General features: G+C 70.6%; 17 protein-coding genes. 11 read left to right on the plus strand and 6 right to left on the minus strand.

Annotation, left to right across the window (positions count from 1 at the left end):
* Positions 1–18: 18 nt before the first annotated feature.
* Positions 19–810, plus strand: coding sequence for a hypothetical protein (locus tag WMF19_RS06875; RefSeq protein WP_437898328.1), 792 nt, complete (start codon positions 19–21; stop codon positions 808–810).
* A 129-nt stretch (positions 811–939) separates the two neighbouring features.
* On the opposite strand, the gene WMF19_RS06880 is transcribed toward WMF19_RS06875, so the two are convergent.
* Complete coding sequence (locus WMF19_RS06880) at positions 940–1950, minus strand: methyltransferase (RefSeq protein ID WP_437898329.1); 1011 nt, start codon at positions 1948–1950, stop codon at positions 940–942.
* 206 nt (positions 1951–2156) lie between these two features.
* Between WMF19_RS06880 and WMF19_RS06885 the strand changes: the two genes are divergently transcribed.
* Positions 2157–4013, plus strand: coding sequence for a M20/M25/M40 family metallo-hydrolase (locus WMF19_RS06885; protein ID WP_437898330.1), 1857 nt, complete (start codon positions 2157–2159; stop codon positions 4011–4013).
* Positions 4014–4055: 42 nt separating this feature from the next.
* On the opposite strand, the gene WMF19_RS06890 is transcribed toward WMF19_RS06885, so the two are convergent.
* Complete coding sequence (locus WMF19_RS06890; RefSeq protein WP_437898331.1) at positions 4056–4934, minus strand: SDR family oxidoreductase; 879 nt, start codon at positions 4932–4934, stop codon at positions 4056–4058.
* A gap of 251 nt (positions 4935–5185) precedes the next feature.
* On the opposite strand from WMF19_RS06890, the gene WMF19_RS06895 reads away from it, so the two are divergent.
* The 3 genes from WMF19_RS06895 (at position 5186) to WMF19_RS06905 (ending at position 8131) form a co-directional block, all read left to right on the plus strand.
* The gene (locus tag WMF19_RS06895; RefSeq protein WP_437898332.1) at positions 5186–6145 is read left to right on the plus strand and encodes an AraC family transcriptional regulator; all 960 of its coding nucleotides are present in this window, start codon (positions 5186–5188) and stop codon (positions 6143–6145) included.
* Between the two features lie 264 nt (positions 6146–6409).
* Positions 6410–7651: an MFS transporter gene (locus WMF19_RS06900; protein ID WP_437898333.1), complete on the plus strand. Its 1242-nt coding sequence runs from the start codon at positions 6410–6412 to the stop codon at positions 7649–7651.
* A 54-nt stretch (positions 7652–7705) separates the two neighbouring features.
* Positions 7706–8131, plus strand: coding sequence for an ester cyclase (locus WMF19_RS06905; protein ID WP_437898334.1), 426 nt, complete (start codon positions 7706–7708; stop codon positions 8129–8131).
* Between the two features lie 233 nt (positions 8132–8364).
* Here WMF19_RS06905 and WMF19_RS06910 read toward each other — a convergent pair whose 3' ends face one another.
* Positions 8365–9243, minus strand: a complete 879-nt coding sequence (locus tag WMF19_RS06910; RefSeq protein WP_437898335.1) for an NmrA family NAD(P)-binding protein — start codon at positions 9241–9243, stop codon at positions 8365–8367.
* Between the two features lie 142 nt (positions 9244–9385).
* Here WMF19_RS06910 and WMF19_RS06915 point away from each other — a divergent pair, with 142 nt between their 5' ends.
* From WMF19_RS06915 to WMF19_RS06940, 6 genes are all read left to right on the plus strand, one after another.
* Positions 9386–10318 (plus strand): AraC family transcriptional regulator, encoded by a 933-nt coding sequence (locus tag WMF19_RS06915; RefSeq protein ID WP_437898336.1) that lies wholly within the window; start codon positions 9386–9388, stop codon positions 10316–10318.
* 294 nt (positions 10319–10612) lie between these two features.
* Positions 10613–11086 carry a YciI family protein gene (locus tag WMF19_RS06920; RefSeq protein WP_437898337.1) on the plus strand — a complete coding sequence of 158 codons (474 nt, stop codon included), beginning with the start codon at positions 10613–10615 and terminating at the stop codon, positions 11084–11086.
* Complete coding sequence (locus WMF19_RS06925; protein ID WP_437898339.1) at positions 11076–11567, plus strand: DoxX family membrane protein; 492 nt, start codon at positions 11076–11078, stop codon at positions 11565–11567. Before WMF19_RS06920 ends, WMF19_RS06925 begins: the two co-directional genes overlap by 11 nt.
* 535 nt (positions 11568–12102) lie before the next feature.
* Positions 12103–12621 carry a chemotaxis protein CheW gene (locus tag WMF19_RS06930; RefSeq protein ID WP_437898340.1) on the plus strand — a complete coding sequence of 173 codons (519 nt, stop codon included), beginning with the start codon at positions 12103–12105 and terminating at the stop codon, positions 12619–12621.
* The gene (locus tag WMF19_RS06935; protein ID WP_437898341.1) at positions 12600–14279 is read left to right on the plus strand and encodes a methyl-accepting chemotaxis protein; all 1680 of its coding nucleotides are present in this window, start codon (positions 12600–12602) and stop codon (positions 14277–14279) included. Before WMF19_RS06930 ends, WMF19_RS06935 begins: the two co-directional genes overlap by 22 nt.
* 228 nt (positions 14280–14507) lie before the next feature.
* Positions 14508–19529 (plus strand): AAA family ATPase, encoded by a 5022-nt coding sequence (locus WMF19_RS06940; protein ID WP_437898342.1) that lies wholly within the window; start codon positions 14508–14510, stop codon positions 19527–19529.
* A 126-nt stretch (positions 19530–19655) separates the two neighbouring features.
* Here the strand turns inward: WMF19_RS06940 and WMF19_RS06945 are convergent, their stop codons facing one another.
* From WMF19_RS06945 to WMF19_RS06955, 3 genes are all read right to left on the minus strand, one after another.
* Positions 19656–20609, minus strand: a complete 954-nt coding sequence (locus WMF19_RS06945; RefSeq protein ID WP_437898343.1) for a hypothetical protein — start codon at positions 20607–20609, stop codon at positions 19656–19658.
* Between the two features lie 300 nt (positions 20610–20909).
* Positions 20910–22139, minus strand: a complete 1230-nt coding sequence (locus tag WMF19_RS06950; protein ID WP_437898344.1) for an MFS transporter — start codon at positions 22137–22139, stop codon at positions 20910–20912.
* The gene (locus WMF19_RS06955; protein WP_437898345.1) at positions 22136–22933 is read right to left on the minus strand and encodes a YoaK family protein; all 798 of its coding nucleotides are present in this window, start codon (positions 22931–22933) and stop codon (positions 22136–22138) included. The genes WMF19_RS06950 and WMF19_RS06955 overlap by 4 nt, the downstream gene beginning before the upstream one ends.
* Positions 22934–22992: the final 59 nt, after the last annotated feature.

Here is a 22992-nt window from a genome sequence, read left to right on the forward strand (position 1 = left end):
CCCGAGAGACACACGACCATGAGACGAATCCTCGGAACATCTCTCGCGCTCCTCGCGCTCCTCACGCTCGCCGCGTCCTGCGAGCAGAGGCGCGTCACCTGCACAGCGGCCCACGGCGGCTTCGCGGCGAAGTACACGCTGAAGCCCGGCTCGAAGCGGGGCGAGGGCGCGTGCGACACGCTGAAGGGGGAGATCATCGGCCTCGAGAAGTACAACCCCCGGCAGGCCGGGAACCCGCAGCGCCCTGATCCGACGAGGGCCCACCTCGCGGTCCGGGCCTCGGGGATCGCCTTTCCCGCATTCGCGGCCCAGGGCGCGCAGGTGGAGCTCGGCCCGACAGCGCTCGACGCGCTCGGAGACTTCGCCTCCGTCGATCCGGACGGCAGCGACGTCTGCTCGGTCCCCTCGTTCACCGAGGCCACGCTGAGCTTCCCCGCGTACGAGGAGCCCCCGCCTGCCGACGCGCCGGAGGGCACGCCGCCCACGCAGCACCCGGCCGTCGATATCAGCTATGCATGGAGCAACTTCCGCATCTACGTGACAGCCGCCTACCCGGGCACGCAGATCGTCGGAGAGCTGACGTACACGCAGGACGGCTGCTCTGCGTCCTACAGCGTCGTGGGCCTCTATCCCGCGGTCGAGTGCGCGCCCGGCGGCGTGCCGGATCCGAGCCTCTGCGATCCGCACCCCGACCTGGCGAACGGCCGCGCGTTCGGCTCCGGGATCAACCCGGACTTCGCCGATCGCGTGACATGCGACGCCGAGACCGGCCTCTGCGTGCTCACGTCACTCCCGGAGGAGCTGCGATAACGCCGCTCGCTTGCGACTTTGCGTCTTTGCGGCTTTGCGTTGAAATCTCTCTCCGGATCCCTGGCCGGCGGAGCTCGTGGAGGGCAGAGCGCGGCGCCCCGCTGGAGCGAGTCCAGCGGGGCGCGCTCCTCACTTCACGCCGACGACGAACGAATCCGAGCCGATGAGCTTCTCCGCGCGGACCTCGCGGAAGCCCTGCTCGCGAAACCATCCAGCGCAATCGGCGCTCGTGTAGTCGAACCCCTCGGGCGTCTCGAGGAGGATGGTGAGGCTCATCATGAACCCGGCCACGTTCTCGCGGCGCTCGTCGTCGATCATCGCGTCGTAGACGATGAGCACGCCTCCCTCGGGGAGCGCGTCGTACGCCTTCTTGATGAAGCCCCGTTTGTCCGCGAGCTTCCACCCGTGGAGGATGTGACCCATGGTGATCACGTCCACCCTGGGGATCGGGTCCTTGAAGAGGTCGAACACCTGGAAGCGCAGCCGATCCGCGACCCCGTGCTCCCGGACATAGTCCTCGAAGACCGGCTGCACGGGCGACAGATCGAGCCCGATGCCCGTCAGTTTCGGGTGCGCCAGCGCGACCTGGACAGGCAAGCCGCCCTGGGCCGTGCCGACGTCGGCGAACGTCTTGTAGCGACCCCACGGGAACTTCGCCGCGAGCGCCCGCGCCGACGGCAGGCTGAGCCCCGTCATCGCCTGAGTGAACTCACGATATTTCTCGGGGGTCTTGGAGAGCCACGTGAAGATGTCCTCGCGCGCCCCGATCTCGTTCTGCGGCTCGCCCGTGCGCAGCGCCTCGGTGAGCGAGCCCCAGATCCCGTAGAGCCGCGCGTTCGACATCTCCAGCATTCCGCCGATGTACGACTTCTTGGTCTTGTCCAGGAAGAGGTCCGCCTCTCGTGTGTTCGAGTACCGGCCGTCCTCGCGCTGCAGGACGCGCAGCGCCACCAGCGCGTCGAAGAAATCGCGCGCCGCGCGGGGGTGGATGCCGATCCGCTCGCGCAGCGTCTGCCAATCGAGCGGCTCTCTCGCGAGCGCCGTGAACACGCCGAGCTCGACGGCGCTGAGCAGCGTCTTCGATTCGGCGTAAGCCATTCCCAGTCGTACAATCGCGTTGTGATCGAACTCTTGCGTCATATGGATCACCTGTGTTCGTGCTTCGGGGGCACACCTATGTATTGCATATAAGAATCACAGGCGCTCTCGAAAAGTCAGAATCATAGCTGTCATTTCTTCGCGGCTCTCGCCCCCTGGGCCCTTGGTTCGCGAGGTGGCGAGCAGACGCGGTCGTGTCTGCGCAGTTCAACTGGATTCATGGGAGTCGAATCCATTCTGGAGGCTGTATGAGGTTGAGTAGACTGGTTCATGTGGGCTGGGTTGTCGTCGCCGCGCTGGCGTACAGCGCTTGCCGGGACGACGATGCTTTGAGCCCGGCGCCCTCCGCCGCCGGGCCGGCCTGCGCTGACGTCGACGCAGAGTTCGAGGGCAGCTTCGACGCGCTGGCCAGGCTGGTCGCCGCCGAGACCTACCGCGCCGAGCAGTTCGCGAACGAGGACGCGTTCGTCACCAGCATGCAGGCGATCGTCGATGACCTGAAGACCCAGGCGCAGCAGTTCAACGAGGGGCAAAAGACCCACGAGATCGAGCCGTGGGAGTGGAAGGTCGAGAGCGGCAACGCGGCCGAGCCCAGGTACTACTGGGTCTTCGGGTTCCGTCTCGGCAATGGGCCCCGCAAGATCTCCCTGAACACGCACTTCGATACGGTGTCTCCGGGGGACACCGACGTGTGGGAGCCGTTCGTGCTGACCAAGTCGAGGGGCGAGACCAAGCACGGCGGCGAGCAGGATCTATGGGTCGGCCGCGGCGCCATCGACGACAAGGGGCCGGCGCTGGCGACGTTCCTCGTGCTCAAGGACATCGCCCGAGCGTACGACGGCAGCCCCCTGCTCGACGAGATCACGGTGGAGCTCATCTTCGACACCACCGAAGAGATCGGCGCCATGTCGATGCGGCGGTACCGCGAGGAGAACGCCGAGGAGGCGGCGGATCTCGAGATCATCTTCGACACGTTCTGGGCCGTGCGCGCGGAGAAGGGCATCGAGCGCCCCGTGTTCACGCTCCCGCGCGAGGCGCCGCCCACGGCGGGCGTGTGGATCGACTCGCTGAACACCCCCTCCGGCCCCGTCAACCAGCTCCCCGACCGGGCCGAGGCGATCCTCCGCAGCGATTCACCCGAGGCGCTCGAGGAGCTCGCGCTGCACATCGAGGCGGACTATGCCGATCATCCGTTCGACGATCCGTCGTACAGGCGGGCCGAGCTCACGGTCGACACCTCCGGCCTGCCGGACGCGATCAAGCTGACGACCGTGGTGGCGGGCGCGCAGCACGCGTCCGTGCCCCAGGAGAACCGCGCGAACGGCGCCAATCCGCTCGTGTCGCTCACCAATTTCCTGGGCGCGCTCGCGGAGGAGGAGGTGATCGTCGACAACGACGTGGCCCGGATGTGCAGGTTCATCAAGTCCACCTGGGGCACGAGGACATTCGGGGAGGCTCACCCCGAGCTGCTCGAGCGACACGACGAGGTGTTCACCGAGGGCAACGGCACCACCTATGCGCTGACAAGGCTCTACACCGAGCCGGAGCCCGGGGCGATCACGCTCAACCTCGACATCCGGTACGCGATAGGCCACCACAGCCAGCCGTGGGATGGAGAGAGCGAAGGGCTCCTGTGCGGTGACGCGAGCGAGTTCGCCGGCATCTTCGGGCAGATCGTCGACGAGTTCAACGCCACGTCCGGCGGCGCGCCGATCACGTTCGAGACCGCCACCCGGATCGCGCCGGATATCCGCCGGGTCGACGGCCCCACCTTCAGCCGGATCAGCAGCGCGTTCGAGGAGGTGACCGGCGAGCCGGCGCCCGCGGTGGCCATGGGCGCCGGCACCGACGCGAAGGCGTACGTCAAGGCGATCGCCGCGGGCGCCCTGTTCGACACGACGTTCGGCGCCCCGGTCAATTACCATGGGATCAGGGAGGCCGCGCCGGTCCGCGATCTCGCGCTGAGCACCAAGATCCTTTGCAGCGTCGTCGACCGGGAGATCAAGCAAGCGAAGGAGGAGCACCCGGAGCCGGTCGCCGGCGTGTGCGGCGACTCTTCTGCGCGCAAACGCTCCTCCGTGACGGACGACGGCCACGACCATTGACGGTGCGCTGCCGGGAGAGCGGCGCCGTCGCGCCGCTCTCCGTCACTGGAACGAGGCGGCGAAGGTGGCGACCGTCGTCTCCGGCTTGCCGAGCTCCTTCCAGGTCGACTCCGCCTGGAACGGCTCCGGCGCGTTGTTGATCGCGTCGGAGATGTGCCAGACGTAGTTGAACGTCGGCGAGAACAGCCCGAGCACCTTGAAGATCCCGAGCGGCGCCGCCCCCACGGAGAGCTTCTCCTTCGTGTAGTGCTTGGCGAACTGGTCCGCCGCCTCCTTGATGGTGAGCGGCTCGGGTCCCTGCACCACGTACTCTCGCGACGCGTTGCCGGGGAGGGCGAGGGCGCGCGCGACCTGCTTGCCGTAGTCGCGCGCCGAGATCCAGTACGCCTTCTCGCGCGGGCTGCCGGCGAGGTTGATCCGGCTGCCCTGGCGGCTCCGGTAGGGGATCGACTCGATGAAGTTCGACGGGAAGAAGACCGTGCTCGGGATCCCGCTCTCCTTCAGGATCGAGAGCGCCTCCCGCTTCATGTCGAAGACCCACCAGCGGAAGCCGTCGTAGCGGTGCAGGAGCGAAGACAGGTAGGCGATCCGCTTGATGCCCGCCTCGCGCGCGGCGGCGACGATGTTCTTCATGCCCTCCGACTCGACGCGCCACGCGCTCGCGGATGCGGTGATCGGCACCGCCAGGCTCACATAGACGATGTCGTGCCCGCGGAAGGCCGCCGTCAATGCCTTCACGTCGCTGACGTCGCCGGCGACGAGCGCGACGCCCGCCGGCAGCCGCTTGCTCGCGCGGGTCGCCTCGGGGTCGCGGACGAGGGCGGTCACGGCGAAATCGGCGGCGACGAGCTCCTGGGTCACGGGGGCGCCGAGCATGCCGGTGCTCCCAATCACGACGATGCGAGGAGAAGCGCTGCTCATGAAGATCTCTCCTGAGGTCTCGGGGGTACAGGGGTACCCATGAAAGGTCGTCGCGGCGCGCGGCGTCGACTGCGCCCCGCGCCAGATCCGCTCCGGCCCGCCAGCGGGGGCCGGAGCGCCGGATATGCACCGATCTGTAGCGGCCAGGCGCTGGCGCATCCATGCGATTTTGGCTCGTTCCCTTTCGAGATCGTCCACCGCGGCGTCGGATTGATGGACCGTCTCGGGTCCTCTATCCTGGCGCGGAGAGCATGGACCTCCTCAGCGAGATCGTCGGCGAGCTCCGCCTCGAGAGCGTGTCGTACTGGCGGCTGGAGCTCACGGCGCCCTGGGCGCTCCGCTTCCCGGCCGGCGGGCGGGGCATCCACATCGTCACGCGCGGGAGCTGCTGGCTCGAGGTCGATGGAGGGCGGGCGCCCGCCGCCGTCGCGAGCGGCGATCTCGTCGTGATGCCGAGCGGCCGCGGGCACGTGCTCCGCGACGCGCCCAGGCCGCGCAAGGCGAGCCCCATCGAGGAGCTCGTCCGGGGCGCGTCGCCGGGGCGCGCGATCGAGCACGGCGGGGCCGGCCTGCCGACGACCATCGTGTGCGGGCAGTTCCGCTTCGGCACCCTCGGGCACCCCGCGCTCGAGGCGCTGCCGCCCGTGCTCCACCTGCGCGGCGACGAGCGGATCGGCCCCTTCATCCAGGCGCACACGCAGTGCATCGCCGCCGAGGTCAGCGCGCCGGCCGAGGGCGCGGCGATCGTGACGGCGCGCCTCTCGGACGTGCTGCTCGTGCAGGCGCTGCGCGCGTACCTCCGCGACGTGCCCGCCGACGAGCGCGGATGGCTGCGCGGCCTCGCCGATCCGCAGATCGGGCGCGCGCTCGCGCGGATGCACCGGAGCCCGGAGCTCGACTGGTCGGTGCCCGCGCTGGCGCAGGAGGCCGGCATGTCGCGGGCGGCCTTCTCCGCGCGCTTCTCCGAGCAGATGGGCGTGTCGCCGGGCAAATACCTCGCGGACTGGCGCATGTACCGCGCCAAGGTCCTCTTGCGGTCCGGGTCGGCCCTGGTGGCGGAGGTCGCCGCGGAGGTCGGCTATCGCTCGGAGGCGGCGTTCTCGTTCGCCTTCAAGCGGCTCGTGGGCTCGTCGCCGTCGGCCTACCGGGACGACCATCGCGCAGCCGAGAGGCGCGCGGGGCGAGGCGACCGCCCGCGCCGAGCCGGCTGACGGCGCCAGATGTTGCAACTGCAACACGCGAAAAGCAGCCGCTGCTGCGCCCGCAGCAGTCGGCTCCCGATAGCGGCGCCCTCGCTCGCCGTTTTGGCATGCCGGTGAAGCGGCGTCTCCCGTGAGCGGCCGCCGCCGGTCTCGGCGCGGAACTTGATAAGTCGAGACCTCCGGTGGGGGGAGCGTGCCAGTCCTGGCGCGCCGCAGAGGGCCGGAGCCGTCGCGCCCGCGAGCTCCCGCCTCGATCGGAGGAGCAGAACTTTCATGGCCACCCGTGATGTCGAGAAGACGCCGCTCACCCCCTACCAGTGGCGGCTCCTCGCGTTCCTGAGCGTCGCCTCGTTCTTCGAGGGCTACGACCGACTTGCGATCACGCAGATCCTGCCGAACCTCGGCGCGGAGATGGGGCTCTCCGCGAAGGGGGAAGGGCTCCTCATCGGGGTCATCAGCTTTGGCTCGATGCTCGCCTTCCTCCTCGTCCGCAAGGCGGACCACTGGGGTCGGCGGCGGCTCCTGACGATCACCATCGCGGGTTACACCTTGTTCTCCCTGCTCACGGGCCTCGCGCCGAACGTCTTCGTGTTCGCCGGCTGCCAGCTCCTCGCGCGCGTCTTCCTCGTCGCCGAGTACGCGGTCAGCGTGGTCTACGCGGCCGAGGAGTTCCCGAAGGACCGGCGCGGTCTGGCGATCGGCCTCATCGAGGCGTTCTCCAGCCTGGGCACCATCACGTGCGCCGGGCTCGTGCCGCTGTTCCTCTCGACCGCGCTCGGGTGGCGGACCATCTACTTCGTCGGCGCCATCCCCTTGGTACTCGTCGCGCTGGCCCGGCGCGGCCTCCGCGAGACTGCGCGGTTCGAGCGGCTCGCGCTCGAGCGGAAGCACGAGGAAGCACAGCCGTTCACGCGTATCCTCAGCTCCGAGTACCGCGGGAGGATGCTGAAGCTCGCCCTGATCTGGGGGCTGATGTTCGTCTGCGTCCAGAACGCCGTCACGTTCTGGAAGACGTTCGCCACCCGCGAGCGCGGGCTCACCGACGGTCAGGTGGGCACCAGCATCATGATCGCCGCGATCGTCGCCATGCCGTTCGTCTTCACGTCGGGGAAGCTGCTCGACGCCGTGGGCCGCCGCAAGGGCGCGGTGATCGCCTTCGCGCTGGCCTCCGCCGGCGTGTTCGGCGGGTACTCGCTCCGCTCCCACGCGGGGCTCACGGCCGCGCTGGCGCTGTGCATCTTCGGCGGGAGCGCCGTGCTCCCCGTGTTGAACGCGTACACGACCGAGCTGTTCCCGACGCACCTCAGGAGCGACGCGCTCGCCTGGTCGAACAACCTGCTCGGCCGGACCGCGTACATGCTCTCGCCGGTCTTCCTTGGCATCGCGGCGGAGCGCGTCGGCTGGGGACCGGCCATGTCGGCGACGGTCATCTTTCCGCTGATCGCGCTGGGACTCATCCTGTGGTTCCTCCCGGAGACGCGGGGCAAGGAGCTCGAGGAGACGGCGCGGGTTTGACCGCGCACGGCGCGCCGCGCTTTTCATCGAAGAGACGAAGAAGGAGCTTTGGCCATGAGCACGCACGATCTCAAGTCGCTGTATCGGGAGTACGTCGAGGAGGTCTGGCACCGGAGGAACGTCGCCGCGGCGGACGCGTACTTCACCGACGACGTCGTCGACCACGCGGCGCCGCCGCAGCAGGGGCCGGGGCTCGCGGGGCTCAAGGCGACCTTCGCGATGTTCCTCGAGGCGTTCCCCGATTTTCACATCACGATAGAGGACCTGATCGCGGAGGGGGACAAGCTGGTCGCCCGCGTCTCGTTCACCGGCACGCACCGCGGCGCGTACCACGGGATCCCGGCGACGAACCGCGCGATCGCGTCCGGCGGAACACACATCGTGCGTTACGTCGGCAAGAAGGTGGCCGAGCACTGGGCGCACAGCGACGATCTTCGCACACGGCAGCAGCTGGGCCTCCTCCCGGCGCCGGGGCAATAGGCCTCGACCATGTGCGCGGCGCTCGACGCCTCTGGCTTCGATGATCGGCTGATCTGGCAGCTGTGCCAGTCGAGCTACCACGCTCCGGCGGTCGAGCTCGGCCTGGTTTGCCTTCTCGAGGGCGCCGCCCTCGACTTTCAGGGACCCTCGTGGAGCGCCGAGCGATGGAGTCGAGGGTGCGGTCCGACGATGGATCTCGCCGGACCGCACCGTCTATAGGTCGCGGGCCGCGCTCACGCCTTCCAGGCGTCCTTGTGGTCCTGAGCGTACTGCGCCAGGGTGCGCGGGGGCTGGCCGGTCAAGGTGGTCACGCCCGCGCTGACCTGCGCCGCGGCGCCCTGCCTCACGAACCCGAACAGCGCGGCGAGGAAGTTGGCGTATCCCTCGGAGATCCCCGCTTGCCGCGCCCCCTGGATGAAGGACGCGTCGTCCGTGTTCACGTACTGGATGGCTCGCCCCGACGCCTTGGACAGGGCCGCGGCCGCCTCGGCGTAGGTCAGCGCCTCCGGGCCGGTGAGCGTGAACGCCTTCTTGTCGAACTTGTCCGATCGCAGCGCCGCGACCGCCGAGGCCGCGATGTCCCTCGCGTCGATGAAGGCCGTCCTGGAGTCCGCCGCCGGGATGGGGAGCACCCCCGAGTGGACGATCGGCCCGCGCCAGAACGTGTGGAAGTTGTCGAGGAACCAGGTCGGGCGCAGGATCACGTAAGGAGCCCCCGATCGCTCGAGGAAGAGCTCCACGCGGCGCAGCGGCTGGCTGTCGTCGTACTCCACGCCGGACGCGGTCAGCAGCACGATCTTGCGCTTACCGCCCGAGATCGCCGTCTCCAGGAACGGGACCAGCAGATCGTATTGAGACAGCTCGCCCGAGGGCGACAGCAAAAATACCCGGTTCACCCCCTCCAGGGCCCCGGCGAAGGTGCTGGAATCGCGGTAATCGAAGCGCACCACCTCGACGCCGCGCACCGGCGCCACCTTCGCGGGATCGCGGGACCCCGCGCGCACCTGCTCCCCCGCCTGGGTGAGCTGCTCGATCAGCAGCTTCCCGACCGTTCCGGTGCTCGTCAGGACCAGGATCTTGTTGCCGCCGCCGCTGCCATTGCTGGTGCCCATCTCTCTCTCCTCCTGCCGGCGTGTGTGGATGTTCGCCACGTCCGGATGCACGGCAGTATTGGGACGCCGGGAGAGATGATCCATACGAGTATGTCTTTATTTCATGTCCGATCGTCTCACCGCCCTGTACGATCGGTGAGCCATGTCGACCGACGTCCTCACGGAGTGGTGCCGCGTGCTGTCCACTAAGGGAGTGCTGCTGGCCCGGAGCCGCCTGCCGGCGCCGTGGGGGATGCGCCTCGAGGCCCGCGCGCAGGTGACGTTCCACATCGTCACGGAGGGGGCCTGCTGGCTGCGGCGCGACGGCGCTGCCCCGCTGGCCCTGCACCAGGGGGATCTCTGCCTCCTGCCGCAGGGGCTGGCGCACGAGCTGGTGCACGCCAGCGATGGCCGGGCCGAGCCGCTCGAGCGCCTGCTAGAGCGGCGAGCCATTCTGCCCACCGGGGGCCCGGTGACGACCATGGTGTGCGGCGCCTACTGCCTCGACGCGCAGCTCGCCGAGCCGATGCTGCGCGGGCTTCCGCCGGTCGTGCACTTCGCCGCGAAGGAGGTGCGCGCCAACCCGCCGCTCTCGGCGATCATGTCGCTCGTGACTGCCGAGCTGGATAGGCCCGGTCCGGGGAGCGAGGTGCTGGTGCAGCACCTGTTCGACGCCCTGTTCCTGTACATCCTGCGGGCGTGGGCGGACGGCGTGGCCGCGTCGGCGCCCGGGTGGCTGCCGGCGCTGAAGGACGCGGCGCTCTCGCGGGCGCTGGCCAGCATGCACGCGGACCCGGCGGCCCCCTGGACGGTGGAGACGCTGGCGCGGGAGGCGGGGCTGTCGCGCGCGGCGTTCGCCCGCCGGTTCACGGCCGAGCTGGGCGAGCCGCCCCTCGCGTACCTGACCCGCTGGCGCATGGGGCTCGCCTCGCGGATCCTGCTCCAGAGCGAGGCGTCTCTGGCCGAGGTGGCGCGCCGGGTAGGGTACGAGTCGGAGTTCGCCTTCAGCCGGGCCTTCAAGCGCAGCCGCGGGGTGGCCCCGGCGTCGTTCCGGCGCAGCCGGGCGGAGGTGCCGGGGCTCGGCGGCGCGCCGTGAGCGCTCGAGCCGACCCGCTGTGCACGCCGGAGCTCTTCGCGATTCGAGAGAGCTGCCAGCTGCGCGGCCCAGGCCAGCGCCGTGTAGACGGGGATCTGCGGCGTGTCCGTGGACCCGCCAGCGGCCGCGAGGCTGTCCAACGTCGCTTGATTTCGGTCATTTAGCGCACACGACAAAAAAGATTCGCCCGGCGTGTCGATCCGACCGACCCTCGTTCGTCGTCACGGTGAAGGCAGGGGGACACCCGGTCTAGGCCCGCCGGTCCCCCGCTTCGAACCCTCAGGAGAGACGACGATGCGATTCATGATCACCGCAGGACGAGCCGAGGACGACGCGAAGGCGCCCGGCGCGAACGATGCGAAGGCCGAGGCGGATGCGCCTATCGACGAGAAGCTGTTTGCCGCCTACATGAAGTACAATGACGACATGACGAAGGCCGGCGTGCTGATCGCCTCCGAAGGGCTCAACCCGAGCGGGGCCCGCGCGCGGATCGGGATCGTCGGCGGAAAGCGCGTCGTGCTCGATGGGCCCTTCGCCGAGTCGAAGGAGCTGGTCGGCGGGTTTTACCTTATCGAGGTGAGCTCCAAGGAGGAGGCGATCGAATGGGCCCTGCGGTGCCCGGTCGGGTTCGGCAGCGACGAGGTGCTCACGATTCACCAGATGACGGAGCTCTCGGATATCCCGCTACGGTTCAGGGAGATCATCGAGGAAGTCGCGCCCACCTGGAGCGCGTCGCTCTCGAAGGGGAGATCGAGTCATGGCAGCTGAAAACCTGCATCTGGCGCACGTGGCCGAAGGGCGCGCCGCCTTGCCGATCGCTCGCTATCTCCCGGTCGCCGCGCGGGTCCTGATGGGGCTGGTCTTCTTCGTGTTCGGGCTCGATGGGTTCCTGCAGTTCATGCCACGACCCTCGGTTCAAATGTCCGAGGGAGCGGCGGCCTTCAGCGCCGGGCTCATGAGCGCGGGCTACATGTTCCCGATGATCAAGGGCACCGAGGTGATCGCCGGGGCGCTGCTCCTGTCGAACCGCTTCGTGCCGCTGGCCCTGGCGCTCCTCGCGCCGGTCGTCGTCAACATCTTCGCGTTCCATGCCTTCCTCGCGCCGGAGGGGATGGGCGTCACCGTGGCCATCCTGGTGCTGGAGCTCTACCTGGCCTGGGCGTACCGGAGCGCGTTCCGCCCCATGCTCGCCGCGCGCGCCGCGCGCGCCACGCCAGAGGCCGCGAGAGCCGACGCTCGTTCGTCCTGACAGCGGAGCGAGGTTTCACGCCCGGTCGCGACCGTGAGGCGGCCCGGCGTCACACCAGGGAAGGACCTGGACCGGCCCGAGCAACGGGGAGCGCTGCGCATCGAGCGCACCGCATCAGGCGTCTCCCTCGTCCAGGAGCGCTAATCTCGAGGATGCGCGCGCCGGCTGCAGGCCCACCAGCGCCCGCGCCTGCCCGCCTGCATACCACCAGAGTCGTGGCCTCGAACCTCATGGAGAGGATCCGGGCGCGCCGGCAAATCATCGCGACCGACAGGGACCAGATACGTGCGTGTTGAAAATTTCTATTGAAGATTCCGCCTACTCTCGTGGTAGGGTGATCCTGCTGGGGGAGACGCCCTGCAGGTAGGTGGAAGAGGGGGAGTCGTGCTCATGCGCAATGGCACGGCCATCCTATGTCCGCTGAATCGGATCGAGGGGGCTCGACGATGTCCATCCGCCGCCGGAGGCAGCCCAGGATGAGCCCGCGCCCCGGTGCGCAGGGCGCCCGTTTTCCATCTCTCTCCATGGAGGCGTCATGATCTCCGACGCGTCGAGCCCCGTGTCGCAATATATCTCCTTCATCATCGCGGGGGACGAGTACGCGGTGAACATCCTCCGGGCGCGGGAGATCGTCGAGCTCAGCGTCACCTCGCGGGTCCCGATGATGCCAGCGTGCATCGTCGGCGCCATGAACCTTCGGGGCTGCGTCGTGCCGGTCCTCGATCTCGCGGTCAAGCTCGGGCTGCCGCCGACGAGGGTGAGCCGGTGGACGTGCGTCCTCATCGTCGAGATCGAGCTCGACGGCGAGAACACCCGCCTCGGCCTGCTCATCGACGGCGTGGGCGATGTGCTCACGCTCTCCGAGGACGAGATCGAGCACGCGCCGGCCTTCGGCGCGCAGGCGCGCGTGGATCAGCTGCTCGGGATGGCGAAGGTGGGCCAGAAGCTCGTGCTGCTGCTCAACATCGACCGCATCCTCTCGCCGGCGGAGCTCTTAGGAAGCCGCACCACATCTAGCCTGGAGCATGCATCATGCTTGCGCATATCGGAGTAGGCCGGAAGCTCTACCTCGGCTTCGCCGCCATGGTCGTCCTCGTCCTCGGACTGGCGGGCACGGCCTACAAGAGGTTCTCGGAGCTCGACGAGGCCCGCTCATGGGACCAGCACACGTACGAGGTGATGCTCACGACGAGCGAGATCATGAAGTCGCTGCTCGACACCGAGACAGGAGAGCGCGGCTTCATCATCACCGGGGTGGAAGCGTTCCTGGAGCCGTACCGCAGCGGGCGCGACCGGTTCGAGCAAAGCCTGAGCCGTGCCCGGGAGCTCACCAGGGACAACCCGCGCCAGCAGACGCGCCTCGAGAAGATCGGCAAGCTCCACGACGAGTGGCTCTCCTCCGTGCTGGAGCCGAACATCCAGCACCGCCGCAGCGCGGACGAGGCGAGAGCGCCGGCGGATCGCGCCGCCGAGGAGGTCAGGAAGGGGCGCGGAAAGATCCTCATGGACCAGATGCGCGCGGCGCTCAAGGAGATCGACGACGAGGAGATCTCTCTCCTCGGCCAGCGGCAGGCGGCGACGAACGCGCTCGTCAAGACGATGTACGTGACGCTGCAGATTGGAGGTCTGCTCGCGATCATCGTCGCCGCCGTGCTCGCCGTCGTCTTCAGCAGGATGATCCTCTTGCCGCTCACCCAGGCGGTGTCGATCCACCAGCGCATCGCCGGGGGCGACTTCACGGGCCACGTCACGGTGAAGAGCTTTGACGAGTTCGGCCAGATGCTCGGCGCCGTGAAGGCCATGTCGGAGCGCCTGGCGGGCCTCATCGGCGAGGTCCGGAGCGGCGCGGTCTCGGTCTCCTCGGTCTCGGTGCAGCTCTCGGCGACGGCGCAGAGCCTGTCGCAGGGCACCAGCGAGCAGGCGGCGTCCGTGGAGGAGACGATGACCAGCCTGCAGCAGCTGAGCGGCACGATCGCGAAGAACGCCGCCAACTGCAAGCAGGTCGAGGAGACGGCGCACCGGAGGACGAGGGACGCGGAGCAGAGCGGTCAGGCGGTCCGGGAGACGGTCGAGGCGATGAAGTCGATCACCCAGCGGATCGCGATCATCGAGGAGATCGCGTACCAGACGAACCTGCTCGCCTTGAACGCCGCGATCGAGGCGGCTCGCGCGGGCGAGCACGGCAGGGGCTTCGCCGTGGTCGCCACGGAGGTGCGGCGGCTGGCCGAGCGAAGCCGGGATGCGGCGAAGGAGATCGGCTCGTTCGCCGCGTCGAGCATCGTCGTCGCGGAGCGCTCGGGACAGCTCATCGCGGAGCTCGTCCCGTCGATCCGGGAGACCGCGGAGCTGGTGCAGGGCGTCGCCATGGCATCCAGGGAGCAGTCGAACGGCGTGACCCAGATCAGCGGGGCGGTGGAGCTGATAGAGCAGGCCACGCAGCGCAACGCGGCGATCTCCGAGGAGCTCGCCAGCACGGCGGCCGAGCTCTCGGCGCAGGCAGAGCAGCTCCAGAACGTGATGGCTTCGTTCCGCCTCGCGCAGGAGAGCGACGGCGACCCGGGCCACAGGCCTGCGGCGCCGGGGCGCCTACCGGACCGCCGCGGCGACAAGGCGCTGTGGAGGCCGCCGCAGAAGGGCCCCCCGAGCGGCGGCGCATCGAGCAACGGGCGCGCGCCGCGCGCCGCGGGCGATCAGGACTTCGTCCCATTCTAGATGGCCGCCGGCGCGGGGTCCTCGCGGTGAATGCCGGCGCGTGTTGCTGCGTACAGTCCGCGATATCCGCGGGCCTCGGATCGCCGCGCGGCGGTCGGCGAGGCCGCGATCCGCTGACGCTGATGCTTTACCCGGTCGCGCCGCGTCACGTACGCTCGGAAGCGGTGGCGCGATCGATGATTCGCGCGGCGGCTGGGCGCGACGATCGACGGGTCACGAGACACAATCATGGCAGAACAGGGCGCGTACACGTTCACCGCGAAGCTGCACGAGAGCGCGGGCGTGGTGATCCATCGGGCCGTCCGCGCCCGCGACGGCGCCCGCGTGGTCGTCAAGATCGGCAAGGGCGGGCTGCTCGCGCCGGCGATCCACGGCGCGCTGCGGCGGGAGTTCGCGGTGCTGCGATCGCTCGACCTGCCGGGGGTGATCAAGGCGCACGCGCTCGAGACGATCGGCGACGAGCTCGCGCTGGTGCTCGAGGACTGCGGCGGCCGCTCGCTCGACGTGCTGTTCCACGCCGGCGCCCTCGACCTCGCGGCGGTGCTGGCGATCGGCGTCGAGGTGGCGGGCACGCTCGACCTGCTGCACCGCTTTCCGCTGCTGCACCGCGACGTCAAGCCGCACAACATCGTCTACAACCCGGCGACCGGGCAGGTGAAGCTGATCGACTTCAGCCTGGCGATCGCCGGCGGCGAGGACGAGGCGCTGCGTGTCGATGCGGGCGCGGGGATGGCGGGCACTCTGGCGTACATGTCGCCCGAGCAGACCGGGCGGATGAACCGGCCGGTCGACGCGCGCTCGGACCTGTACTCGCTCGGCGTGACGCTCTACGAGCTCGTGACCGGGGTGCTGCCGTTCGAGGCCGGCGACGCGATGGCCCTGGTCCACAGCCAGCTCGCGCGCGTGCCGGTCGCCCCGGCGGTGCTGATGCCGCAGGTGCCGCCGGTGCTGTCGGACATCATCATGAAGCTGCTCGCCAAGGCGGCCGAGGATCGCTACCAGAGCGCGGCCGGGCTGCGGGCCGACCTGCAGCGCTGCGCGGCCGCGTGGGCGGCGACGGGGACGATCGAGCCGTTCGCGCTCGGCAGCGCCGACCGGCCGTCGACCCCGCGGATCCCGCCGCGCCTGTACGGACGGCAGCACGAGATCGACGTCCTGCTCGCGACCTCCACCGGCGTCGCCGGCGGCGCGCGCACGCTGCTGCTCGTGCGCGGGCCGGGCGGCGCCGGCAAGTCGGCGCTGGTCCAGACTCTGGCGGCGCCGGTCGCCCGCGGCGGCGGGTTCTTCGTCGCCGCCAAGTGCGATCAATACGACCGCGGCGCGCCGTACGCCCCGATCGCCACGGCGCTGCGCGAGCTGTGCCGCACCCTGCTGACGGCCGCGCCCGAGGTGCTCGAGGCGTGGCGGCGCGCCCTCGCATCCGCCCTCGGCAGCAGCGGCAAGCTCCTCACCGATCTGATCCCCGAGCTCGAGCTCATCGTCGGCCCGCAGCCCGAGGTCCCGCGGCTCGGCCCGGCCGAGTCGCAGAACCGCTTCAACCTGATCTTCACCGCCCTGCTGCGGGTCTTCGCCGCCGCCGACCACCCGCTCGTGCTCGTGTTCGACGATCTGCAGTGGGTCGACCCGGCGTCGCTGCGCCTCTTGCAAGAGATGCTGCTCGACGCCGAATGCAGGCACCTGCTGGTGCTCGGCGCCTACCGCGACGACGAGGTCGGCCCCGGGCACCCGCTGCCGGCCGCGCTCACCGATCTGCGCGCGGCGGGGGTCGAGGTCGGCGATGTGCCGCTCGGTCCGCTGGCGCTCGCCGACGTCGAGGAGCTGCTGGCGGACACGCTGGTGATGGAGCGGCCGCAGGTCGCCGCGCTGGCGCGGATCGTCGGCGAGAAGACCCACTGCAACCCGTTCTTCATCGGCCAGTTCCTGCTGCTGCTCGCCGAGGACGGCCTCCTGCGCTGGGACTCCGCCGCGTGCCGGTGGGTGTGGGACGACGCGCAGGTGCAGGCGCGCGACGTCACCGACAACGTCGTCACCCTCGTCACCAGCAAGATCCGCCGCCTGACCCCTGCGGCCCAGCGGCTGTTGCAGCGGGCCGCGTGCGTCGGCTATCGCTTCTCGTGGCGCGTGCTCGCGGCCGTCGGCAGCGACGACGGCGACGACGCGACCGCGGCGCTCGGCGAGCTGGTCCGCGAGGGCCTGGTGATGCCGCTAGCCGGCGGCGAGGGCGACGATCTCCACCGCTTCCTCCACGACCGCGTGCAGCAGGCCGCCGACTCGCTGCTGGCGAGCGAGGTGCGGGAGGCGACGCACCTGCGCGTCGGCCGGCTGCTGCGCGACGCGTACCCGGCGGGCGTGCCCGACGAGGCGCTGTTCGAGGTCGTCGGCCACCTCGACCTGGCGCTGCCGCGGATCGGCGGCGACGAGCGGATCGAGCTGGCGCGGCTCAACCTCCGCGCGGGCCGGCGGGCGCGCGCGGCGACGGCCTACCACGCGGCGCGGCAGTACTTCCAGGCCGGCTGCGAGTGCCTCGGCGCCGACCCGTGGGCGCGCTGGTTCGAGCTGGCGTTCGCGCTGCGCGTCGAGCTGGCCGAGTGCGCGTACCTGTGCGGGGCGTTCGCCGAGGCCGACGCGCTGTTCGAGGAGGCGCTCGCGCGGGCGCGCTCGCGCGAGGAGCGGGCGCAGGTCTACGACCTCCGCGTCCTCCTACACGCGGCGATGGGCGACTTCGCGGCGGTGGTCGCGGCCGGGCGCGCGGCGCTGGCGATGTACGGCTTCGGCCTGCCCGATGAGGGCCCGGCGCTGCAGGAGGCCGTCGCTGCCGCGTTCGCGGCGGCCCACGAGAACCTCGGCGAGCGGCGGATCGGCGCCCTCCTCGACGCCCCCCCGGCGCGCGACCCGGACGTGGAGGTCGTGATGCGGCTCCTGGCGTCGATGTCGGGGCCGGTGTTCGTCGGCAGGCCCGCGCTGTTCCCCCTGATCGTGCTGCACATGGTCAACCTGTCGCTGCGCCACGGCAACGTCGACGGGTCGGACTACAGCTACGCGGTGTACAGCATCCTGCTCGCCGGCGTCACCGGCGAGCTCGGCAAGGCCTACGAATTCGGCGAGCTCGGGGTCAAGCTCAACGAGCGCACCGGTAACCTGCGCACCCGCTGCATGGTGCACTTTTTGTTCGGCACGTCGGTCGTGTTCTACCGCCAGCCGTACTCGGCCGGCGAGGAGTACCGCGATTCGGCGCGGCGCGTCGCGCTCGATGTCGGCAACTTCGCCTACGTGTCGTTCTACTGCCTGCAATCGGCCGCGCTGGCGCTGATCGCCGACGCCGACATCCGCGGCGCCGAGGCCCGCATCGACGACGTCACGGCGCTCCTGCGGAAGACCCGCGACGTCGCGTCGACGGCGGTGGTCGAGTTCATGCGCCGCGTGGTCGTCAACTTGATGGGTGAGTCGGCGACGAGCGCCCTCGGCGGTGACGGCTTCGATGAGGACGCGTTCGTCGCCCACATGCCGCCCGGGGGGCTCGTGCCGTGGCTCTACGCGGTCAGCAAGCTGCGCCTCGCCTACCTGTACGGCGAGTACGAGCGCGGGCTCGAGCTCGCCGTCCGCGCCCGCGAGCTGCACGAGAGCGGCGCCGGGGCCGGGCACATGTACTCGCCCGAGCAGTACTCCTATTCGGGCCTGGTCGCCGCGGCCCGCTGGGACGCGGCCGGCGAGGCCGAGCGCGAGGCGCTGGCGCAACAGCTCGAGCGCGAGCGAGCGGCCCTGCGGCCGTGGTCGACGAGCAACCCGTCGCAGTTCGTGGCGCTCCAGCACCTGCTTGACGCCGAGGCGGCGCGCCTGGCCGGCCGCGACGCCGAGGCGATCGCGGGCTACGAGCAGGCGATCGCCGAGGCGCAGGCGCGCGGGTTCGTGCTCCACGCGGCGCTGGCGAGCGAGTGCGCGGCGCGGCTGCACCTGCGCCGCAACCGTCGCGCGCTGGCCGGCGCCTACCTGCAGGACGCCCACGTCGGCTTCGCCCGCTGGGGCGCGGCCGCCAAGGCGAGCCAGCTGCTGCTCACCCGCGCCGACCTGCTCGCCCCGCCCGCGCCCGCGCGCTCCGGGCACAGCACGGGCCGCTCGACGACCACCAACCGCATGCTCGGCGGCGGCTCGCTCGACGTCGAGGGCCTGATGCGCGCCGCCCAGGCGGTCGCCGGCGAGCTGGTGCTCGACCGACTGCTCGACCGCCTGATGCGGATCGTCATGCTCCGCGCCGGCGCCCAGCGCGGCTTCCTGCTCGTACCGCAGGGCGAGGACCTGTCGATCGCCGCCGAGATGCGCACCGCGCCCGACGAGGTCTGCGTCGGCCTCGACCAGCCGATGCGCGACGACGCCGCCCTGGCGACCTCGGTGGTCCGCTTCGTCGCCCGCAGCCGCGAGGGCGTGCTGCTCGGCGACGCCGGCGCCGAGCCGCGCTTCGCCCGCGACCCCTACGTCGCCAGCCAGCGCCCGCGCTCGGTGCTGTGCCTGCCGCTGCTCCACCAGGGCCGGCTGTCGGGGATCCTCTACGTCGAGAACAACGCGACCCGCGACGCCTTCGCGCCCGAGCGCGTCGAACTGCTGCAGCTGCTGTCGGCGCAGGCTGCGGTGGCGATCGAGAACGCCCGGCTGTACGCCAGCGTGCAGCAGGCTCGCGAGCAGCTCGAGCAGCAGGTCGAGGCGCGCACACACGAGCTGCAGACCGCGATCGAGCAGCTCCGGGCGGTCAACGCCGACCTGGTGCGCCAGGGCGAGGCGCTGCGCGAGGCCCATGCGCAGACGCGCCGCGAGATCGGCGAGCGCGAGCGGGCCGAGCGCGAGCGGTCGGCGGCGCAGGCGGAGATCTTGCGCGTCCAGGAGGAGCGCCTGGCGGACATGGCGGCGCCGCTGCTGCCGATCACGGACAGCATCGTGGTGATGCCGCTGATCGGGGTGCTCGACGACGCCCGCGCGTCGCAGGTGCTGGCGACGGCCCTCGATGGCTCGGTCCGCACGCGCGCGCAGGTGGTGATCCTCGACATCACCGGCGTGCGCCAGCTCGATGCCGCCCCGGCGGCGATCCTCGCCCGGGCCGCGAGCGCGCTGCGCCTGGTCGGCGCCCAGGCGATCCTTACCGGGGTGCGGCCCGAGGCGGCCCAGCTGCTCGTCCGCGACGCCGCCGGGCTCGACGGCCTGCTGACGCTCGGCACGCTGCAGAGCGGCATGGCCTACGCGCTCGCCCATACCCGCGGCTGAGGCGCCGGCGCCGCGGCCGGGGCATTTCGGCCGCTCCCTCGCGCCTCGCCACTGGGCCGACGGGCTCACGGCGTGCCGACCGCCCCGGCCCGGGGCGCCAGGACGGCTTCGGGCATCTCTCCCACATCACGGCTCGAACGGCAGTAGCACCGCGTTGATGAGCTCAGGATCGCGGATCTCCACGTTCTGGAGGAGACCGATGGCGAAGTGCTCCGCGGAGATCTCTTCGGCGGAGAGGATGTACTCGGTCGTCGTCCCGAGCTGCTCGAACAGACCTTCCGCGGACTCGAGGGAGTGAAGCGCGCCGCTCTCGGGCTCCACCAGCCACAGCTCCAGATAGTCGAAGAACGATCCACCTTCGTAGTCCGAGCGCGCGATGGTGGCGAGGGCCACGTCCGCCGGCGCACCATCGAATGAAACGCGGATGACCTCCTCGAAGAGCGGATCATCAGGGTTTGTGATCTTCCTGTCCGCCAGACCCGGCGGAAGGGTCAGGCCCTGGACGCGGGAGAAGCCGAGCGCCTCATGCGCGGGCCAGCGGACGACGTCGGGGTTCGCGCGGCTCCAGATATGAAACAGCTCGTGCGCCACGGTATGGATCTGAAGGGCGGGATCCAGGCTGAAGAACAGATCGCAGAGGAATACCGTTCCGCTCCGTGTGTAGGCGGCCGGCGCTCCTTCTTCCTCGCCATCCGTGCGGACGAAGCGGACCTCCGGGGGATTCGCCGGGAGACGCAGGCCGCGCTCCGCCATCCGGTCGAGGACGGCGTTCACCTGTTCGCCGACGTTCTCCTTCTCGGCCTCGGAGAACGCGAGGGCATGCTCCCGCACGACGCGCAGGTAGTCCTCGACCGCGACGGGCCGCGGAGCGCCCGTCCTGCTCTCCAGATCGAACGCGCTCATGGCCGAGACGAATTCGTCTCGGCGGCTGATTTCCTCACGTGCCTCATCCTCGCTCAGGAAAACCGGCGTCATTGTGGCCGGGATCTCGCCGAGATCGCCGCTGTTCCCCGGGTCGTTTGCCTCGTCGCTGCAGGCGGCCGGCAAGAAGAGGAGCGCCATCACCGTAGGCCAAAGCATTGCAGCCGCATTGGCTCGACGGCGACGTGCTCTCATCGCCGCGTCGCCGTGGATCGTATCCATATGAAATTTCCTCCTGTTCGCGTCCATGGTCTCCGCCTTCATCGGATGGCGCTTGGGCTCCATCACGTTGGAGCGAGCTCCGAAGGAGTGCCCGGCAGCAGGAGGATCGTTCAAGGCGGCGACTCATGTCCTCGCGCCTTGTTCCGAGCCCGGCGGGGCGCGCGAGCGTGCGGCCCGTGAGGTAGCGTCGGGCGATGCTCGAGGCCCGTCTCCTCGTGCGCGCGCGACGCCCGGGCGTCAGCCGCTCCGCGCGCGCCGCAGCATCGCGACGCTCCCGAGCGTCGACGCGCTGAGCACGAGCCACATCGCGGCGTACCCCTCGGTGGAGGCGAAGAGCGGACGCAGGAGATCGATGGCCGCGCCGGTGAGCGCGGGCCCAAGGAGCGTCCCGATGCCGCCGCTCACGTCGAAGAGGCCCGCCGCGGCGCCGTGGCTTCGAGCGGGCATCCGCTGCATGAGGATCGCGTAGGGCAGGGTGCTCGCTGCCCCGCCGCAGAAGGCGATGAGCGGGAGCTCCGCGCCGAGGAGGATCGTGGAGCTGGAGAAGGCGGGGAGGGCCAGCCCGAGCCCGAAGACGACGAGCGTGCGCGCGAGGACGCGCGCCGCGCCGTGCCGGTCCGCGAGGTGGCCGCTCACGAGCGTGCCGATGAGGGCCCCCACGGCGACGACGGTCATCGCGCCGGCGATGAACTTCATGCTCTTGCCGAGCCCCTCGGTCAGCCAGAGCACGACGAAGGCCTTCAAGCCGCCGAGCGTGAGCGAGAGGAGCGCGTTGGCGATCATGAGAGCGCGGATGGCCCGGTGGTCACGGAGCAGCGCCCAGACCTCCGCGGCGGGCGAGCGGGAGCCGTGCTGGGGGACCGCGGGCGGCCCCGCGGTCCCGCGCAGCCCGAGCACGAGCAGCGCGGTCCCGAGGAGCAAGGCGGTGGCCGCGACGAGGTACGGCAGCGGCCGCCAGAGCTCGAGGAGCAGCCCCCCGCTGACGAGCGCGGAGCCGAGGCCGACCTGGCTGAAGATGCCCTGGATCCCCTGCGCGCGGCCGCTCAGGTCCACGGGGACGAGATCGGCGTAGAGCGCGCGGTAGGGCGCGAGGTAGGTGAAATAGGCGGCGTAGAAGAAGGACACCTCCACGGCCATGACGGGGAGCGAGCGCGCGAGCGGGATGAGCGCGAGGGCGACCGCCGCGACGGGCGCTGTCGCCATCAGGAACGGGACACGGCGGCCGAACCGGGTGTCGACGCGATCGGAGAAGCCGCCGATCCAGAGGGGGACGAGCAAGGCGACGAGCCCCTCGCCGCCGACGAGCGCGCCGATGCCGGCGCGCGATCCCGTGAACCCGCGCGCGAGCACGGGGAGGTACGTGGAGATGACCGTGAGGGACAGCGACAGCCCCAGGCCGGGGGCGCCGAGGAGAAGGAGGAGGCGTCGCTCCGCGCTCGAGAGCCGCGCCCGTGCCGGCCGCTTCACTCGCCGCTCCGGCGCCGCTGCTCCCGGCGCCACGCGGCCGTCCCGCTGGGCCCGCCCATGGGCCACGCGAGGTCGATCACCACCAGCGAGACGAGCAGCAGGACCGGGATCGCCAGCGCGTGCGCGCGCCAGCGCGCGTACGCGAGCGCGCTCGCGGCGGCGCCCGCCACGAAGCTCGGCCAGATCAGCCCCGTGGCCACGAGGTGCCGCGCCGTCGAGCGCATGTCGACGGGGGCGTCGCGAGGCCTGGCGAGCAGCTGGGCCAGCTCTTCGGCGAAGGTGGTGAGCATGCCGGTGATGTACGTGGTGCGCACCGTCACGCCGTCGATGCGGCGGAACGTGGCCGTCTGCACCCCCATCGCCAGGCTGACGAGCGACGCCTGCAGGTCGAACGCCCAGGCCGGCTCGAGCGGGACCGGCCCCGCGTGCGCGGTCACGCTCACCCCGGCGAGGAAGCCCACGAGCAGGGCCGCGGTGAGCGCGAGGCCCGGCGCGACGGCGGCGCGCACGCCGCGATGGATGCAGACCTCGGCGAGCGTGGCGCCGCCGACCACGCCCGCCACGAAGACCACGGCCGGGAGCCCGCGCGTCACGATCGCGCGCGCATCTCCGCGGGCGATGGCCTGGCCGAGCGCGGCGCTGTTGCCCGTCATGTGCGTCGTGTACAGGTGATCGAGCGACAGCCAGCCGATCACGTCGACGGCCCCGGACACGAAGGCGAGCGCGGCAGCCACGCCGAACCTCGCCTCGATCACGTTCACCGGCCTGCCCACGCCGCCGCGCGATTTGCACATTTGCAACCCCTGCGCCACGGGGATCGCGCCGTGACACCGCGCGATCGTCGCGCCCGGGG

It is taken from the genome of Sorangium sp. So ce124, assembly GCF_051525235.1.
Lineage (GTDB): Bacteria > Myxococcota_A > Polyangia > Polyangiales > Polyangiaceae > Sorangium > Sorangium atrum.